The sequence below is a fragment of the Achromobacter sp. CSND-B12 genome (assembly GCF_052906545.1).
In genome coordinates this window covers 165,859-181,473 of sequence record NZ_JBREGJ010000001.1, presented here as the reverse complement: position 1 = coordinate 181,473, position 15,615 = coordinate 165,859, and the positions used below count along the sequence as shown (strand labels likewise).

Genomic DNA, 15,615 nt, shown 5'->3' with positions numbered 1-15,615 from the left:
GCCGCCCATGACAGGACTATTGCCAAAAAGGGGGATATCCGGCGCCATCGCGCCGGCTTACCCTGGCCGTTCAGCGCCCGCCGCCCGCCTGGTAGATATCCCAGGCGCGCGCGGCGTCGGCGTCGTCATGGATCAGGGCCATCAGCGCCCGCACCACGGCCGAGGGATCGGCGTGCTGGTATACGTTGCGGCCATACACCAGCCCGACGGCCCCCTGGTCCAGCAGTTCGCGTGAGCGGCCGAACACCTGCCGCAGGTCTTCGCGGCCGCCGCCGCGCACCAGCACCGGGCAGCGCGCCGCCTGCACCACGCGGTGGAAGTCGGCGGTGTGGGTGGTGGGGTCGGCCTTGACGACGTCGGCGCCCATTTCGCGCGCCAGCCGCACCAGCGTCACGATCTTGTCGGCGTCGCCGTCGACCATGTAGCCGCCGCGCTCGGAATGCGGCGCCATCACCAGCGGCTCGATCATCAGCGGCATGCCGTAGCGCTCGCAGTCGGCGCGCACGCGGGCGATGTTGGCCACGCACTGGCGGAACAGGTCCGGCTCGCCGGGCAGCATGAACAGGTTGACGACCACGCAGGCTGCGTCCATGCGCACCGCGGGCAGCACCGGGTCGTGCTCATTCTGCAGCACCGCCCACATGACGCGGTGGATGGTGGCGTTGTAGGGGTTGCCCATGTCCAGCCGCATCACCAGCGCGGGCTTGGCGCGGGCGGGGTGCTGCTGCAGCAGGTCGGCCTGGCCGTAGTTGAGCTGGATGGCGTCCGGGCCGGCGGCCAGCAGTTGCGCCATGACGGCGGGCATGTCTTCCAGGCCGTCCAGGAAGCTGGGCTCGTTGCACACGCCATGGTCGACGGCGATGTCCAGGCAGCGGCCGGCGTGGAACAGGCGGTTCAGGCGGGCTTGTTTGAGGTGGGGCATGCGGGTTGTTCCTGGTTCAGTCTTAGGTTTGTTCAATCCAGCGCGTGCAGGTGGCGTTGAGCGGCCGCGTCGATGGCGGCAAGGTGCGCGGGCTCGAGCCGCAGCAGGGCCGCGCGCGCGTTCTGGCTGGCCTGGCGCGCGTCGCGGGCGCCGCACAGCGCCACGCTGACGCCGCCGGGCCGGGTGGTCCAGGCGATCATCAGTTGCGAAAACGGGCAGTCCAGCCGCTGGCGCAGCGGCTCCAGTTCCTGGAAGAAGGCCTGCAGCCGGGCGCGGTTGGCGGCGCCGAAGCGCGGGTTGGCGGCGCGCTGGTCGTCGCCGCTGAACTGCCGGGCCGGGTCGATGGGGCCGGCCAGCAGCCCCAGCGCCAGCGACGAGTAGCCGAGGATGCCGACCCGGCGGTCGCGGCACAGCGGCATCAAGGTCGATTCGATCTCGCGGTCGATCAGGCTGTAGCGTTCCTGGATGGCGTCGACCGCGCCGTGGCGCAGGTACTCGGCCAGCGTGGCGGCGTCGACGTTGCTGACGCCGATGGCGCGGATCTTGCCCTGGCGCTTCAGATCGAGCAGCGCGTCCATGGTCTCGGCCACGGGCGTGGTCTCATCCTGCCAATGGGTGATGTACAGGTCGATGTAGTCGGTGCGCAGGCGCGCCAGGCTCTGTTCGACCTCGTGCAGGATCGAGTCGCGGCCCAGGTGGCGGTGCACCGCCTGGCCGTCCTCGTCGAAGAAGTGGCGGCCCTGGCGGGTGTGCCAGACCAGCCCGCACTTGGTGGCGACGACGGCCTGCTCGCGGCGGCCCGCCAGCGCGCGGCCGACCAGGGTTTCGGCGCGGCCCAGGCCGTAGGCCGGCGCGGTGTCGATCAGTTGCACGCCCGCGTCGAGCGAGGCGCGGATGGCGTCGACGGCGGCGTCATCGTCGTTGCCGCCCCACATCCAGCCGCCCATGGCCCAGGTGCCCAGCCCCACGGACTGGCAACGGATGCCGGACGTGCCCAGCGTGATGGTGTTCATCGGTGTTCCTTCTTGACGTTCATGAGATGGTCGACGGTCACCGCGCCCAGCAGGATCAGGCCCTTGACCACGTCCTGCCAATACGGCGATACGTCCAGCAGGATCAGCGAGCTGGTCACCACCGAAAGCAGCGCCAGTCCCAGCACCGCGCCCAGCACGGTGCCCGAGCCGCCCTTGAGGCTGGCGCCGCCGATCACCACCGCGGCGATCACGTTCAGCTCCATGCCGACGCCGAAGGTCGGGGTGGCGGCGCCGAAGCGCGCGGTGTAGACCACGCCGGCCAGCCCGGCCAGCGCCGAGCACAGCACGGTGACCCAGAACTTGACGCGGCCGGTGCGGATGCCGGCATACAGCGCGGCCTTTTCGTTGCTGCCGGTGTAGAACACCTTGCGCAACAGGGCCGAGCGGCGCAGCGCGAAGTCGCTGGCGATGACGATGGCGCCGAAGATCAGGATCACGGCCGGAATGCCGGCGATGGTGCCCTGGCCGATGAACTTGAACGACGGCGGCAGCGAGAACAGCGATTGCGGCGTGCCCTGGGTGATGGCCAGGCACAGCCCGCGCACGATCACCATGAAGGCCAGCGAGGCGATGAAGTGGCTCAGCCCGATGCGCGTGACGCAGCCGCCGATCATGGCGCCGATGGCGGCGCTGGCCGCGATCGCCGCGAGGCCCGCGGTCCATGGATCGAGCCCCATCAGGAACAGCTTGCCGGTGACCACCATGGCCAGGCACACCACCGACCCCACCGACAGGTCGATGCCGCCGACGATGACCAGGAAGGTCATGCCGACGACCACGATGCCTTCGATGGAGAACGACAGCAGCATTGCGCGCACGTTCTCCCAGGTCAGGAAGTGGGGCGAGGCGAAGCTCATGACCACGCACAGCCCGGCGATGATCAGCAGCAGGCCGGCCTCGCGCAGGCTGGCCAGCCGGTGCCGCAGGCGCGGCGGGGCGTCGGCCGCGGACGCGCCGGGCGCCAGCATCGCGCCGGCCGAAGGCGGGGAGGGGGGAAGGGTCATCATGCCGTCTCCTGTGCGCCCAGGCCGGAGGCCAGCCTCAGCAACTTTTCTTCAGTCATGTCGGCCGCGGCCAGCTCGCCGGCCAGCCTGCCGTTGCGGATCACCAGCGCGCGGTCGCACAGGCCGATGATTTCGGGCAATTCGGAAGAGATCACCACCACGCCCACGCCCTGGTCGGCCAGCTCGCGCAGCAGGTGGTGGATTTCGGATTTGGCGCCCACGTCCACGCCGCGGGTGGGTTCGTCCATCAGCAGCACGGCGGGGCGGGTGGCCAGCAGCTTGGCGATGGCGACCTTCTGCTGGTTGCCGCCCGACAGGCAGCCGGCGTCGAGGTCGACGCTGGCGGCCTTGAGCCGCAGGCGCGCGCCCAGTTCCGTGGCCAGCCGGCGTTCGGCCTGGCGCCGCAGCAGGCCGAAACGGTCGCTGACGCGCGCCAGCGCCATGGACGCCACGTTCTGCGCGATCGGCATGTCCAGGAACAGGCCGGCGGCCTTGCGGTCCTCGCTGAGATAGGCGATGCCGTGCCGCAGCGCATCGGCGTAGCGGCGCAATCGCAGGCGCTTGCCGCGCAGGCTGACCGTGCCCTGGCGCGCGCGCCGCAGGCCGCAGACGGTTTCGGCCAGCTCGCTGCGGCCGGCACCCATCAGCCCCGAGATGCCGAGGATCTCGCCGCGCCGCAGCGTGAACGAGATGCCATGCACGCAGGCGCCGTCGCCCAGGTCGTCGACCTCCAGCAAGGCCTCGGGCGGCTGGCCGTCGTTGCCCTGGCCGGGCGGGTAATAGTTGCCCAGGTCGCGGCCCACCATGCTGCGCACCAGCGCGTCGGGGGTCAGGTCCGACAGCGCGCCGCAGTGCACGTCGCGGCCGTCGCGCAGCACGGTGACGCGGTCGCCGTGTTCGAAGATCTCCGCCATGCGATGGCTGATGTAGATGATGCCGATGCCCTGGGCCTTCAGGCCGTGCAGCACTCGGAACAGCGCAGCCGATTCGATATCGGTCAGCGCCGCCGTCGGTTCGTCCAGGATCAGCACCTTGCAGTCCAGCGTCAGGGCGCGCGCGATCTCGACCAGCTGCTGGCTGGAGATGCCCAGCCGTTCGACCCGCGACGCCGGATCGATGTCCTGCCCCAGCCGCCGCAGCACCTCGCGGGCGCGCCGGTTCAGGCCGGCGTAGTCCATCCAGGCGCCGCGCTGCGTATTGATGTGCGGCATGAAAATGTTCTCGGCCACGGTCGCGTCGCCGCACAGCGCGATTTCCTGGTGCACCAGGCCGATGCCCAGCCGCATGGCGTGGGCCGGGCCGTCGATGACCACGGGCTGGCCTTCCAGCAGGATGGTGCCGCCGTCGGGCTGGTGGATGCCGTCGATGATCTTCATCAGCGTCGACTTGCCGGCGCCATTCTCGCCGCAGAGGGCGTGGATTTCGCCCCGTTGCAGCGAGAAGCGCACGCCGGCCAAGGCCTGCGATGCGCCGAAGTGCTTGCTGATGCCCTGCAGTTCGAGCAGGGGCGCGGCCGCCGTCATTCGTTGATGCCCTTGGTGCCGCGCCGCGCCAGGTACTTGTCCCAGTAGAAGTCGTCGGCGTTGGCCTTGCTGACGATCGACAGGCCGTTGTCCAGGAACGGCACCGCCATCGGGTTGGTGCCGTTGCGCTTGGCGTCGTTCATCGGGTCGATCAACTGCTGGTTGCGCGCCAGGAACAGCAGCATCATGCCCATGTAGCCCTGCACCCCCTGGTTCGGGTTGACCGAGCCGTAGACCTCGCCCGACTTGATCATGTCCAGGATCTTGGCGTTGACGTCGCAGCACAGCACCTTGATGTTCTTCTTGGTCTCGATGCTGGCCTGCGCCGCGCCCAGCGCCGAATTGGCCTCGGGCATGAACAGCGCGCCCAGGCCGGGGTTGCCCTGCGCCAGGCTCAGCGTGGCCTGGTAGGCCTTGTTGGGATCCTGGTTGCTGGCCGCCCGGCCCACCAGCTTCATGCCGGGATGCTTGGTCTTCATGCGGTTGATGAAGGCGGCGATGCGGCGGTCGTGGTTGTCCTGGCCGGGGTTCTCCAGCACCGCGTATTCGCCCTTGCCGCCGAGCGCGGCGGCGATGGCGTCGGCGGCCTGCGCGCCTTCGCGGTCGTTGTCCGAGGTGACGAACGAGACCCGCTTGGAATTGGGCGAATCGGCGGCGAAGGTCACCACCGGGATGCCCATGGCCGCGGCGCGGTTGATGGGCTCGATGAACGGGTCGGGGTTCATCGGATGCAGCAGGATGCCGGCCGGCTTGCGCGCCAGTTCCTGCTCGAACGAGGCCAGCTGCTTGTTGACGTCGTATTCCGGCGTGCCGGAATAGCGGGTGCGCACTCCGAGCGACTGGCCCAGTTGCTTCATCATTTCGTACACCGGGAACCAGTACTCCACGCCCGACACCATCACGTTCATCACGTAGACGTCGTTGGGATTGCCGCGCAGCCCGGGTGTCTGCGGCGCGGACTGCGCAAAGGCATTGGCGCTCGCCAGGCCCGCGCCCGCCGCCGCCACGGTCTTCAGGAAATCTCGTCTCATGGTCTTCGCTCCTCGTCCTTGCATTGATCCAACGGCCTCGCGGCCCGGGAACCTGCTGATGCGTCTTGGGGCGATTTAGTTGTTATGACATCGTTGCCCTGGTCGCTGCACTATATGGCAGCCGAAATTTTTAGATTACTAGGGGAAACACTGCTATTCTGCAAAAAAATTCCGTAGACAATGTTATGACATGAGAACAGACATCTACCTCGGGATAGACATGGGCTCCACGGGCCTGAAGGCGGTTGCCTTCGCGGCCGGGAGCGGAGCCACGCTGGCGGCGGCGGGCGGCGCGCTGCCTTATCGGCAGTTGCCGCAAGGCGGATGCGAGCTGGCCGCCGACGCCATCGAAGCCGCGCTGGCGCGGGCGTTGCAGGGCGTGATGGAACAGCTTGGCGCGCGGGCGCGGGACATCCGCGCCCTGAGTTGCACCGGCCATGGCGCGGGGCTGTACCTGCTGGACGAGCAGGGCCGCCTGCTGGGCGCCCGCGCGGTGGCCTCGACCGATCAGCGCGCCGCCGCCCGGGCGCGCGCGCTGGGTGACCGGCTGGGCGATGCGCTGTATGACGAAGTCGGTTGCCGGCCCTGGTCGGGCCAGTCTTCGATGATCGCGGCTGAATTGCTGGGGGGCGATCCCGCCTTGCGCGATCGCGCGCGCCACCTGCTGTTCGCCAAGGACTACCTGGCGTTCCTCCTGACCGGCGAGATCGCCACCGACGCCAGCGATGCCAGCACCGCGGGCCTGCTGGCGCTGCGCGGCGGCGGCTGGTCGCCCATGGCGTTCGAGGCCGCCGGTCTGGCCGACCTGGGCGCGCGGGCGCCGGCGCCCATCATGGCGGCCGGCGAGGTGATTGGCCGGGTTTCGGCCGGGGCCGCCGCGGCTTTCGGCCTGCCGGCGGGCGTGCCGGTGGCGATGGGCGCGATCGACCTGCTGGCCTCGCTGCGCGCCGTGGGCGCCGAACGCCAGGGCCACGCGGTGGCGGTGCTGGGCACCTGGTGCGTCAATGCCGTGGTGGCGCCAGTCCGCGAGCCCAAGCCCGAGGTCGGCGCCATCGTCAGCTTTGGCGATCCGGCGCGGCGGTTGTACCTGGAGAACAGCCCGTCGTCGATGGCCAACGTTGCCTGGGCGGCGCGCGCGCTGCAGTTTGCCGACGCCGCCGCGGTGGTGGAATGCGCCATGTCCGAACCGCTGGGCGCCGAGGGGCTGCGTTTCCTGCCGTTCATCAATGGCGGCAACTGGCCCGCCGGCGCCAGCGCCGGCTTCGTCGGCCTGCAGGCGCACCATACGCGCGCCCACCTGGCGCGCGCCGTGGTCGACGGCGTGGCGGCCTGGCACGCCTGGCACCTGAAACGGCTGGCCGAGCGGGGCCTGGGGGCGCCGGGCAGGGTGGCGGCGCTGGGCGGCGGGGCGCGCGACCGGCGCATGGCGCAATTGCTGGCCGGTTTCCTGGGCCACGCCGTCGAACGCTGCGGCGACGATGAAACCGGCGCCCGGGGCGCGGCGGGCTACGCGGCCCTGTCGCAAGGCCAGGACGCCGCCGACTGCCTGCCGGCGCCGTGCGAGCGGGTGGAGCCTGATCCGCGCCAGCAGGCCGCGCACCGCGATTTCTACGCGCATTTCCACAGTGTCGTGGACAGCCTTGCGCCGGCCTTCGGCCACCTGGCGGGGGCGGCGCGATGATGCCCGGCAGCTCTCCCTATGCGCGTCCGGCGGCGTTGGCGGGCCGGCATTTCTCGACATTGATCGTCGGCGCCGGCGTCAACGGCGCCGGCGTGTTCCGCGACCTGTCGCTGCAAGGCGTGGACTGCCTGATCGTCGACAAGGCCGATATCGCGGCCGGCGCCAGCAGCGCGCCGTCGCGCATGATCCACGGCGGCCTGCGCTATCTGGAAAGCGGGGCGTTTTCGCTGGTGGCGGAGGCCACGCGCGAACGCAACCTGCTGCTGCGCAATGCCGCCCACCTGGTGCGGCCGCTGGAAACCGTGGTGCCGCTGTCGAGCCGCTTCGGCGGCCTGCTGGGCAGCGTGCTGCGCTTTGCCGGCTTCAGGGCTTCGCCGGGGGCCCGCGGGCTGTGCGTGGTCGGCCTGGGGCTGCGCCTGTATGACCGCCTGGGCCGGCGCCAGCGTGTCATGCCGGAACACCGTATCGCGCGGGTGCCGGAGGCCGACGGCGCGTTGTTCGGCGCCGCGGTGCGCTGGACCGCAACCTACTACGATGCCTGGATCCGCCATCCCGAATGGCTGGTGCTGGAACTGATCCATGACGGCCATCGCGACCAGCCGGCCAGCGCCGCCGCCAATTACTGCAGCGTCACGGCCTGCCAGGGGCGCAGCGTGACGTTGCGGGATGAACTGACCGGCGAATCGGTGCAGGTCACCGCCGACACCGTGGTCAATGCCACCGGCGCCTGGCTCGACCGTTCGGCCGGCGCCTTGCAGGGCGCGGGCTCGCGCGTCATGGGCACCAAGGGCTCGCACCTGATCCTGGACCATCCCGCGTTGCGCGAGGCCCTGCATGGCCGCATGGCGTACTTCGAGGCTTCCGACGGCCGCGTCTGCATCGTCTATCCGTTCCTGGACCGCGTGCTGGTGGGGTCCACCGATATTCCGGTCGACGATCCCGACCTGGCCGCCACCGAACCTGCCGAGGTCGACTACCTGCTCGACGTGTTGCGCGAGGTGTTCCCGCGGCTGGCGTTCGCGCGCGGCGACGTGGTCTACACTTACGTCGGCGTGCGGCCGCTGGCGCAGTCCGATGCCGACAAGCCCGGCCAGATCTCGCGCGATCACGCGGTGGCGATCGATCCGCCCAACGCCGTGCGCGAGGTGCCGCTGGTGTGCCTGGTGGGCGGCAAGTGGACCACCTTCCGTTCGCTGGCGCAATTGGCCGCCGACGCGGTGCTGCGGCTACTGGGCCGCACACGCGCGCGCTCGACCGAAGGCCTGGCGATCGGCGGCGGCGCCGGCATGCCGGCCGACGCGGCGGCCCTGGAACGCTATGTCGATGGCATCCAACGGGCCAGCGGACTGGGGCGCGCGCGCGTGGCCGAACTGGTCAATCGCTACGGCTCGCGTGCGCAGGCGCTGGCGGCGCGCTTCGCGGCCGAAGGCGATGCGCCCTTGCGGCATGCGCCGGATCATTCGGCGGCCGAAATCCGCTTCCTGTGCCGCGAGACGGCCGTGCAGCACCTGGCGGACCTGTTGATCCGCCGCACGCTGCTGGCCATCCGCGGCCGCGTCACCGCCGCGCTCGCGGCCGAGCTTGCCGCCATCGCGGCGGCGGAGCTGGGTTGGAACGCGGCGCGGCGCGAGCAAGAATTGCAGGCCTGCATCGCCACGCTGCGGGACCGGCACCGTGTTCAATTTCCCGCTTCGATTCCAAGTCCTATCACGCTATGAGCAGCTTCACCCCGACCGAACAAACCGTGCTGGACCGCAGCGCCGGCGCCCCGCTGTGGGCCCAGTTCCGCGACGTGGTGCGCGGCAAGATCCTGCAGGGCGAATTGGCCGTCGGCGCCAAGTTGCCGACCGAGGCCGAGTTCGGCGAGCAGTACGGCATCTCGCGCATCGTGGTGCGCGAGGCGCTGGCCGACCTGGTGCGCAACGGCCTGATCTACAAGATCCGCGGGCAGGGCGCCTTCGTTTCGGCGCGCGAGCGCGACGAAGACTTCGTGTCGACCGTGCTGGGTTTTTCCGACGAAATGGAACGCAAGGGCCGCACCGTGCGCACCCAGGTGCTGCTGCAGGAGCTGCGCGCGCCGAATGCGCGCGAGGCCAGCTCGCTGGCCCTGGCCGAAGATGCGCAGGTCGTGGCGCTCAAGCGCCTGCGCAGTGTCGACGGCGAGTTGCAGCTGTTGGTGGAAACGGCGGTGCCGGCCGACCTGGCGCCGGGCCTGAACCGCACCCGGCTGGATAACCGGTCGCTGTATGACGTGCTGCGGCGCCAGTACGGCCTGCGCATCGTGCGCGCCGAACGCTGGATCGACGCGGTGCTGCCGGACGCCGAGACCTGCGCCTTGCTGGGCATGACCGAACCCGAACCGCTGCTGCGCATCGAATCCATCGCCTACGGCGCCAACGGCCGGCCGCTGGAACACTACCGCGCCTTGCATCGCTGCAAGTCCAGCCGGCTGCACGTGCAGACCACCACCTGACGCGCCACGCGCGGCTTTGCGCGACTCGGCGTCGCGCGCTGCCGCGGCGTGGCCATGTCCTAGGCCGCGCCCGTCAGCCGCAGGATCCACCAGGCCAGTCCCACCGCCACGGCCAACAGCACGATGCGGCGCAGGCCGCCGCCCGCCCGAGGCACCGCGCCCGGCGCCGGCGTGTCCTTGGCGCGCGGGTCGGGCGCGGCCGGCGCGCTCGCCGGCATTGCGCTGCGTACGTCCGGGATGTCCGTTTCCATGATGAATTCCGGCTTGGCCGATGCCGTCTGCGGATCCAGTCCCGACAGGCCGCCGACATCCAGGCCGCCGATATCCAGGCCGGCGCCTCGCAGCGCATCCCACAGGCCGCCGTCGGCCAGCTGTTTGCGCAGCGCCTCGATGCGCTCACGCTCGGCGCGCGGCACTGCGTCCAGGTTGTCGTAGCGGCGCCCGTTCACCGTGACCGCGCCATCCTTGATCGCGACCTTGAACGCGTCTTCGCCATCGCCGCCTTCGTAGCTCCACTGTTCGCTGACACTGACCCGGTTCTCGCCGCCCGCGTTGCGCAGGGCCTGGAGGACATCGTCCTGGCCGCCGGCCGCGTCGCCGGACATCGACCAGCTGCGGGTCGTGGTGGTGCTGCGCCACGTCTTGCTTTTTTCCGTCATCGAATGGTTTCCATGGGTAACGTCTTTTATCGGCGCTGAGAAGGCGGGCGGCGAGCGGCGCAGCGCCTGCGCACTATACAACCAAGGTGCAGTCCTGAATTCGTCTGACAGTGTCCTTAATGCAAAAGTAAATCCCAAGTCAAGAAAATCGATCTGATACGGTCCTTGGAGCAGATCAGATGGGCTGAAAAGCGCATAATGAGGGCCCGTCCCTTTGTAAGACGGGTCTGCTTTTCTGTCACCAAGAAAAGCGCGTTGTCACCAGGGCGCGGCCCGGCAGTTCGTGTTTCCAGGGGTTCATGTTCGGCTGTGCCAGGACAACTTGGAATTCTCACGGAGATGTCTATGACACAAGACGCAAAGCCGCGCAGGCGGTTTCTGCAGGCGTTGGCCATCGTGCCGGCCTCGACACTGGCGGTGGGCGTGGTCGCCACGGGCTGTACCAACGCCGCCGACGGCGGCGCGGCGCGCGCGGCCAAGGCCTACGAGCCCACCTACTTCACCAAGCCCGAATGGGACTTCATCGTGGCCGCGGTCGACCACCTGATCCCCGCGGACCAGTACGGCCCCGGCGCGATCGAGGCCGGCGTGCCCGAGTTCATCGACCGCCAGATGGAGACGCCTTACGGCCACGGCAAGCTCTGGTACATGCAGGGGCCGTTCCACCCCGACGTGGCGCCGGAACTGGGCTACCAGCTGAACCAGAACCCGCGCGAGGTCTACCGCCACGGCATCGAGGCCTGTGACGCCTGGTGCACGAAGACCCACGGCAAGCGCTACGCCGAACTGGACAAGCCGGTGCAGGAGCAGATCCTGAAGGACTTGCAGGCCGGCAAGATCGAGTTCGATACCGTTCCCGCCAGGACCTTCTTCAGCTTCCTGCTGGCCAACACCAAGGAAGGCTTCTTCGCCGACCCGATGTACGGCGGCAACAAGAACATGGTGGGCTGGAAGATGGTGGGTTTCCCGGGCGCGCGCGGCGACTACATGGACTGGGCCGACCAGCCCAACGTCAAGTATCCCTACGGGCCCGTGTCGATCTCCGGGGAAAAGGGGTAAGCGATGGCGATCAAGAAAGACAAAGTGGATGCGGTGCTGGTGGGCTTTGGCTGGACCGGCGCCATCATGGGCCAGGAACTGACCGAGGCCGGCCTGCACGTGCTGGCGCTGGAACGCGGCGCCATGCAGGACACGCCCAAGGAGGCGGAATATCCCAAGGTGCTCGACGAGCTGGCGTACTCCGTGCGCGGCAAGCTGTTCCAGGACCTGTCCAAGGAGACCGTGACGATACGGCATGGCGTCGACGACGTGGCCGTGCCGTACCGCCAGAATGGCTCGTTCCTCCTGGGCACCGGCGTGGGCGGCGCGGGCTTTCACTGGAACGGCATGCACTACCGCGTGCTGCCCGAGGAACTGGAACTGCGCACCCGCTACGAAACGCGCTACGGCAAGAGCTTCATCCCCGAGGGCATGACCATCCAGGACTTCGGCGTTACCTACGACGAGCTGGAACCGTACTTCACCAAGTTCGAATACGTCTGCGGCACCTCGGGCAAGGCCGGTAACCTCAACGGCCAGATCGTCGAGGGCGGCAACCCGCTGGAAGGCAAGCGCAGCAAGGAATTCCCGCTGCCGCCCTTGGCCACCACCTACGGCGCCCAGCTGTTCGACAAGGCCGCGCGCGAAGTGGGCTTCCATCCGTATCCGGCGCCCGCGGCCAACGCGTCGGGGCCCTACACCAACCCGTACGGCGTGCGCCTGGGCCCCTGTAATTTCTGCGGGTTCTGCGAGAACTACGGCTGCTACATGTATTCGAAGGCCTCGCCGCAGACGACCATCCTGCCGGTGCTGCTGAAAAAGCCCAATTTCGAACTGCGCACCCATTCGCACGTCATCAAGGTCAACCTCGATTCGACCGGCAAGAAGGCGGTCGGCGTGACCTACATCGACGCCCAGGGCCGCGAGGTCGAACAGCCCGCCGACCTGGTGATCCTGTCGGCCTACCAGATGCACAACGTGCGCCTGCTGCTGCTGTCCGGCATCGGCAAGCCATACGATCCCAAGACCAACGAAGGCGTGGTCGGCAAGAACTACGCCTACCAGATGAACGGCGCGGTCAACGTGCTGCTGCCCAAGGGCACCCAGCTCAACCCGTTCGTGGGCACCGGCGCCGGCGGCGTCGGCATGGACGATCTGAACGGCGACCAGTTCGACCACGGCCCGCTCGGCTTTCTTGGCGGGGCCAGCATCCGCCACGTGCGCTACGGTGGCCGTCCCATCAAGATGACGCCCACCACGCCGGGCACGCCCACCTGGGGCACGGCCTGGAAGGCCGGCGTGCAGGACGCCTACCAGCGCTTCATGACCATCGGCATTTCCGGCTCGGTGATGTCGTACCGCGACGCCTACCTGTCGCTGGACCCGACCTACAAGGACAGCTTCGGCCAGCCGCTGCTGCGCATGACGTTCGACTGGCACGACAACGAATTCGACATGCTCGGCCACATGGGCAACAAGATGGAGGAAGTGGCCAAGGCCATGAAACCCGAGAAGCACTTCGTCGCCGTGCGCAAGAAGGGCGCGCGCTACGACACCCGCGTCTACCAGAGCACGCACAACACGGGCGGCGCCATCATGGGCTCCAACCCCAAGGAAAGCGTGGTCAACAAGTACCTGCAAAGCTGGGACGTGCCCAATGTGTTCGTGATGGGGGCCTGTGCCTTTCCGCAGAACATGGGCTACAACCCGACCGGCCTGGTGGGCGCCCTGGCGTTCTGGTCCGCGCAAGCGATCCGCGACCAGTACCTGAAGAATCCCGGTCCGCTGGTCCAGGCGTAAGGAGTCGACAATGATGAAGAAAACCATTGTTGCCGCGCTCTCGATCCTGGCCGGCGGCACGGCCTGGGCCGCCGATGGCACGCCGGCGACGGCCGATGCCCAGTTGATCAAGCAGGGCGAGTACCTGTCGCGCGCCGGCGACTGCATCGCCTGCCATACCGCCAAGGACGGCAAGCCCTTCGCCGGCGGCCTGGGCATCGAGTCGCCGCTGGGCACGATCTATTCCACCAACATCACGCCCGACAAGGACACGGGCATCGGCAACTACACGCTGGAGGACTTCGACCGCGCCGTCCGCCATGGCGTGGCCAAGGACGGCCACTCGCTGTATCCGGCCATGCCGTACACCGCCTACGCCAAGGTCACGCCGGATGACGTCAAGGCCCTGTACGCCTACTTCATGCACGGCGTCGAGCCGGTCAAGCAGGCCAACAAGGACACCGACATCACCTGGCCGCTGTCGATGCGCTGGCCGCTGGGCGTGTGGCGCTGGATGTTCGCGCCGGACGTCGCCACGGCCCCGGTCAGCGCCACGCCCGCCAACGACGCGGACAAGCAGGCGCTGCTGCGCGGCCAATACCTGGTCGAAGGCCTGGGCCATTGCAGCACCTGCCACACGCCGCGCGGCTTCGCCCTGCAGGAAAAGGCCTTGACCGACGCCGATGGCTCGGCCTTCCTGTCCGGCGGCGTGGTCGAGGGCTGGCTCGCCAAGAACCTGCGCGGCGACATGGCCGACGGGCTGGGCAGCTGGAGCAAGGAAGACATCGCCGCCTTCCTGAAATCCGGCCGCAACGGCCATTCGGCCGCGTTCGGCGGCATGGCGCAGGTGGTGCAGGACAGCACCCAGCACCTGAGCGACGCCGACGTCAACGCCATCGCGGTGTATCTCAAGAGCCTGCCGCCGGTGAACAAGGGCGCCACCAGGCCGCTCGCGTACAACGACACCGTGGCGCAGGCCCTGCGCACCGGCAAGGACACCAGCGACGGCGCCATGACGTTCCTGAACAACTGCGCGGCCTGCCACCGCAGCACAGGCAAGGGCTACGCGGAGACCTTCCCGCAGCTGGCCCTGAGTTCGACCGTGAATTCGGCCGATCCCGCCTCGCTGATCCACATCGTGCTCAAGGGCGCGCAGATGCCGGGCACGGCGGCGGCGCCGACCGCGTACGCGATGCCGGGCTTCGACTGGCGCCTGACGGACAAGGAAGTCGCCGACGTGGTGACCTTCGTGCGTGCCAGCTGGGGCAACCAGGGCGCGGCAGTCAGCGCGTCCGACGTGGCAAAGGTGCGCAAGGACGTGGGGGCGGCGAAGGCGCCGGTAAGGTAGGCGCTTTGCCAGCAGGCGCATGCCTGCGCGGTTCCTGGATCCGCCCGCTTTGCCGGGCGGATTTTTCTTGGGGCGTTGGCGCGCGGCGCCCGCGATGGCCTGCCGCCGCTAGCCGGCAGGCCAGGCGAGCATCGCGGCATCGATGATCTGGTTGAGCTTGTCCACGCCGGCGCCGTCGCGCGCCTGGATCGACAGCCCTTCGAGAACGGTGGTGTAGAAGGCGGCAAGCTGCGCGATGTCCGCCGCGGCGGTCAGGTCGCCCTGCGCGATGCCTTGCGCAAGGCGCTCGCGCAGCAGCGTTTCGCCATGCAATCGGTTGCTTGCCAGAAACGCGCGCACGCTTTCGTTCTCGGGAGCGCCCAGCAGCGATGACAGCACGATCATGCAACCGCGCGGACCGTCCTGGACGACGTAGGCCCGGGCGTTCGCCCGCAGCATGGTTTCGACCGCCTCGCGCGCGGTAGGGGCGCTGGCCAGGCTGTGCGAGGTGGCGCGGCCCTCGAGGCGGTCGTAGAGTTCGACCGCTTCCCGGAAAATATCTTCCTTGCAGCCGAAGGTTGCATAGAGACTGGGTTTGTTGACCCCCATGGCGGCGACCAGGTCCTGGATCGAGGTGCCTTCATAGCCTTGCGTCCAGAAGGTCCGCATGGCCGCGAGCAGGGCGTTGTCCCTGTCGAAGGCCCGGGGGCGCCCGATCCTTGGCGCGGGAGCCGATTTCGCCGATTTTTTCCCGCCGCCAGCATTCATGATTCAACCATCCGCAGACCCGCCACCCCCAAGCCGATCAAGGCCAGGCAAAGCAGCTTGGCCGGTGACATGGCTTCGCCGAGCACCCATGTTCCAAACGCCGCCACGCCGAAGGCGCCGATGCCCACCCAGACCGCATACGCCGTACCGACCGGCAGATGCCTGAGCGCCAGGCCAAGCAGCACAAGGCTCAGCATGGCAACACTGACACCGATCAGGCTCGGCCAGAACCGGGTCAGCCCATCGGCCCGCTTGAGCGCCAGCGCCCACACGATTTCGAGCAGGCCGGCCAGAACCAGGAGTGCCCAAGCCATCGAAAGCCTCGCTTCTTTCTGATTGTCAGTGTATCCGTGGCGGCCAGCCGCGTGCGGCGCCC

At 68.8% G+C, this 15,615-nt stretch carries 14 protein-coding genes; 6 read left to right on the top strand and 8 right to left on the bottom strand.

Going from position 1 to position 15,615, the window contains the following annotated elements:
* Window positions 1-70 precede the first annotated feature (70 nt).
* From ACUTAG_RS00810 to ACUTAG_RS00790, 5 genes are read right to left on the bottom strand one after another with little or no spacing between them, the layout of a single operon-like run.
* Entirely contained in the window at window positions 71-922 is an 852-nt protein-coding gene (locus tag ACUTAG_RS00810; protein WP_020928114.1) for a class I fructose-bisphosphate aldolase, read from the bottom strand.
* Between the two features lie 32 nt (window positions 923-954).
* On the bottom strand, window positions 955-1,935 hold the full coding sequence (locus tag ACUTAG_RS00805) for an aldo/keto reductase (protein WP_020928113.1): 981 nt from the start codon (window positions 1,933-1,935) through the stop codon (window positions 955-957).
* Window positions 1,932-2,924, bottom strand: a complete 993-nt coding sequence (locus tag ACUTAG_RS00800; RefSeq protein ID WP_047991049.1) for an ABC transporter permease — start codon at window positions 2,922-2,924, stop codon at window positions 1,932-1,934. Before ACUTAG_RS00800 ends, ACUTAG_RS00805 begins: the two co-directional genes overlap by 4 nt.
* A 35-nt stretch (window positions 2,925-2,959) precedes the next feature.
* The gene (locus tag ACUTAG_RS00795) at window positions 2,960-4,483 is read right to left on the bottom strand and encodes a sugar ABC transporter ATP-binding protein (protein WP_148319503.1); all 1,524 of its coding nucleotides are present in this window, start codon (window positions 4,481-4,483) and stop codon (window positions 2,960-2,962) included.
* The gene (locus ACUTAG_RS00790) at window positions 4,480-5,514 is read right to left on the bottom strand and encodes a substrate-binding domain-containing protein (protein ID WP_020928110.1); all 1,035 of its coding nucleotides are present in this window, start codon (window positions 5,512-5,514) and stop codon (window positions 4,480-4,482) included. Before ACUTAG_RS00790 ends, ACUTAG_RS00795 begins: the two co-directional genes overlap by 4 nt.
* 190 nt (window positions 5,515-5,704) lie before the next feature.
* On the opposite strand from ACUTAG_RS00790, the gene ACUTAG_RS00785 reads away from it, so the two are divergent.
* From ACUTAG_RS00785 to ACUTAG_RS00775, 3 genes are read left to right on the top strand one after another with little or no spacing between them, the layout of a single operon-like run.
* Window positions 5,705-7,195 carry an FGGY family carbohydrate kinase gene (locus tag ACUTAG_RS00785; protein ID WP_026382874.1) on the top strand — a complete coding sequence of 497 codons (1,491 nt, stop codon included), beginning with the start codon at window positions 5,705-5,707 and terminating at the stop codon, window positions 7,193-7,195.
* A complete protein-coding gene (locus ACUTAG_RS00780; protein ID WP_047991046.1) occupies window positions 7,192-8,913 on the top strand; it encodes a glycerol-3-phosphate dehydrogenase/oxidase in 1,722 nt (573 codons plus the stop codon). The genes ACUTAG_RS00785 and ACUTAG_RS00780 overlap by 4 nt, the downstream gene beginning before the upstream one ends.
* Entirely contained in the window at window positions 8,910-9,668 is a 759-nt protein-coding gene (locus tag ACUTAG_RS00775) for a GntR family transcriptional regulator (protein ID WP_020928107.1), read from the top strand. The genes ACUTAG_RS00780 and ACUTAG_RS00775 overlap by 4 nt, the downstream gene beginning before the upstream one ends.
* A gap of 59 nt (window positions 9,669-9,727) precedes the next feature.
* On the opposite strand, the gene ACUTAG_RS00770 is transcribed toward ACUTAG_RS00775, so the two are convergent.
* On the bottom strand, window positions 9,728-10,327 hold the full coding sequence (locus ACUTAG_RS00770; protein ID WP_148319505.1) for a hypothetical protein: 600 nt from the start codon (window positions 10,325-10,327) through the stop codon (window positions 9,728-9,730).
* A 345-nt stretch (window positions 10,328-10,672) separates the two neighbouring features.
* Between ACUTAG_RS00770 and ACUTAG_RS00765 the strand changes: the two genes are divergently transcribed.
* From ACUTAG_RS00765 to ACUTAG_RS00755, 3 genes are read left to right on the top strand one after another with little or no spacing between them, the layout of a single operon-like run.
* A complete protein-coding gene (locus ACUTAG_RS00765; protein WP_054470405.1) occupies window positions 10,673-11,386 on the top strand; it encodes a gluconate 2-dehydrogenase subunit 3 family protein in 714 nt (237 codons plus the stop codon).
* Window positions 11,387-11,389: 3 nt separating this feature from the next.
* Window positions 11,390-13,165, top strand: coding sequence for a GMC family oxidoreductase (locus ACUTAG_RS00760; RefSeq protein WP_020928105.1), 1,776 nt, complete (start codon window positions 11,390-11,392; stop codon window positions 13,163-13,165).
* Window positions 13,166-13,175: 10 nt separating this feature from the next.
* Window positions 13,176-14,492 carry a c-type cytochrome gene (locus ACUTAG_RS00755; RefSeq protein ID WP_148319507.1) on the top strand — a complete coding sequence of 439 codons (1,317 nt, stop codon included), beginning with the start codon at window positions 13,176-13,178 and terminating at the stop codon, window positions 14,490-14,492.
* 108 nt (window positions 14,493-14,600) lie between these two features.
* Here ACUTAG_RS00755 and ACUTAG_RS00750 read toward each other — a convergent pair whose 3' ends face one another.
* Both ACUTAG_RS00750 and ACUTAG_RS00745 read right to left on the bottom strand, forming a co-directional pair.
* The gene (locus tag ACUTAG_RS00750; RefSeq protein ID WP_058664656.1) at window positions 14,601-15,239 is read right to left on the bottom strand and encodes a TetR/AcrR family transcriptional regulator; all 639 of its coding nucleotides are present in this window, start codon (window positions 15,237-15,239) and stop codon (window positions 14,601-14,603) included.
* A complete protein-coding gene (locus tag ACUTAG_RS00745) occupies window positions 15,236-15,553 on the bottom strand; it encodes a DMT family transporter (RefSeq protein ID WP_054506321.1) in 318 nt (105 codons plus the stop codon). Before ACUTAG_RS00745 ends, ACUTAG_RS00750 begins: the two co-directional genes overlap by 4 nt.
* Between the last annotated feature and the right edge of the window lie 62 nt (window positions 15,554-15,615).